Raw genomic sequence first — 1,851 nt, 5'->3', positions numbered from 1 at the left:
AATCGAGTAGACGGCCGTGAACGAAGAGTCCACGGTGCGCCTCTCACACCACCGTACGTACGGGTCGCGTATACGGCGGTTCGAAAATGATACTAACCCTTATAGTATGTTAGCATACTTAAATAACCTCTTTTCTGTAATTTAGATTGCGTTATTGTCGTTCGTAGAATAGGACTTTGAGCTACTGCCCAACCTCCCATATTGGTTCGACTCCATGCATAGGCTTGTCCTTGGGGTATGCCCAAACGAATTAGGTTTTTCCGTTTGCGTTCGGGTTTCTTCCAATCGTGCCAAATGCAGTACCGTATTCGGTTTCGCAGCCATTCGTCCAGCTTTTTAAGTTTACCTTTTATGGATGCTGGTTTAAAATAATTAACCCAGCCACGTATAAGTAGATTTAACCGCCCTATACGCTCATCAAAGCTCATTGGTAGCGTTTTCTTGGTCAGATATTTCAGCGAACGCTTCAAACTTTGCCATTTACTCTTGGCTACCACCGCTTGATATTTCCCTTTTTCGTTTTTCTTGTAGGTAGGTACAAAACCAAAACCTAGCATTTCGAACTTTTGAGGGCGACACACCTTACTTTTGCTGCGGTTGATGGGTAATTTTAATTCGTCTCGCAGGTATTTGTAAATATTATTACCTACTCGTTTTGCACTTTCCGAACTCTTAACGTAAATGCTAAAATCATCGGCATAGCGTACATAACGCAGTCCACGTTGCTCTAATTGTTTATCCAGTTCATTCAGTAGAATGTTGGACAGCAACGGACTCAATGGCGAACCTTGCGGTACACCTTTCCTACGCTTGTGTAATTTGCCGTTAATTTGAATTGGTGCTCGCAGAAACTGACGAATTAATTTTAGTACATAAACACATTTTACCCGCTTGTATAGCAATTCTAAAAGGATGTAATGTTCTACATTGTCGAAGAACGACTCTAGGTCGATATCTACAATGTATTGATACCCTTGATTGATATTAGCTAAAGATTGTTGCATAGCTTGGTGGGCATTGCGCTTGGGACGAAAACCATAACTGTGTGTCTGGAAATCTTGCTCGAATATGGGTTGCAGCACTTGTTGTATGGCTTGCTGAAACACCCTATCTACCACTGTGGGAACGCCCAAGAGGCGAGTCTTTCCGTTAGATTTAGGGATTTCAATACCCAGTATAGGAGCGGGCTGGTAATTTCCTTCTCGAATACTTTGAATGTACGCCTTTTGGTGCTTCTGTAAGTCGGGCAGTAAATCGTTTACCGTTTTACTATCAACCCCTGATGCCCCTTTATTAGCATATACCCGTTGGTACGCTTGTTGTAGGTTTTTGTTCTTTAATACGTTTGCTATCATACTAATTTGTTAACTGTTCCGCTTGTGCTATGGCTACAAAATATCTAGGTGACTACCATTAACAACATCATGCTCCATAGCGCATTAAGAACCATTTTCGTTTGGTCCTTCGTACCCTTCCAGCAAATAGTACTACTATGACCGCTGCTGACTTCTCCGCTATGCCAACTCGTAGCTGCGGAGACCTCCCCAGGTAAGAACATCTTCTTTCTTTCGATTCCTGCCATATCTACTACTTCGGTGCTTATCTATATAAGATATTTGGGACTTCGCAGTTATGTGCCTACTCATCCGACCTCATAGCCTCGGTATATGGTTCGTGTTCCTCAGTACCGAAATTTGTAGTCTCGCTTCTTTCAGTCCTAGCTTCACAACTAGCAACCTTGCGACTTACTAATGGTTCAAGGCGTTACCCCTGCCCATAAGGGACTTGCACCCTCAAGATTAATATTATATCTTCGATATAATAAAGATGCCCATGCTGGGCACACACAAG

At 42.7% G+C, this 1,851-nt stretch carries 2 protein-coding genes; both read right to left on the bottom strand.

The genetic code is table 11. From position 1 onward, the window contains the following. Window positions 1-92 precede the first annotated feature (92 nt). On the bottom strand, window positions 93-1,355 hold the full coding sequence (ltrA, locus tag I215_RS15535) for a group II intron reverse transcriptase/maturase (RefSeq protein WP_008992942.1): 1,263 nt from the start codon (window positions 1,353-1,355) through the stop codon (window positions 93-95). Window positions 1,356-1,399: 44 nt separating this feature from the next. After that, entirely contained in the window at window positions 1,400-1,582 is a 183-nt protein-coding gene (locus I215_RS15530; RefSeq protein ID WP_008992941.1) for a hypothetical protein, read from the bottom strand. Window positions 1,583-1,851: the final 269 nt, after the last annotated feature.

Origin of the sequence: Galbibacter marinus, from assembly GCF_000300875.1 — a bacterium.
In the GTDB taxonomy this organism is placed as follows: Bacteria; Bacteroidota; Bacteroidia; order Flavobacteriales; family Flavobacteriaceae; genus Galbibacter; species Galbibacter marinus.
Note: the sequence above shows the minus strand (reverse complement) of the source record. Positions and strands in the feature narration are given on the sequence as shown.

Bases quoted from the DNA above. Each gene is read 5' to 3' on its own strand.
- ltrA (WP_008992942.1), bottom strand. From the start codon at position 1,355: ATGATAGCAAACGTATTAAAGAACAAAAACCTACAACAAGCGTACCAA.
- I215_RS15530 (WP_008992941.1), bottom strand. From the start codon at position 1,582: ATGGCAGGAATCGAAAGAAAGAAGATGTTCTTACCTGGGGAGGTCTCC.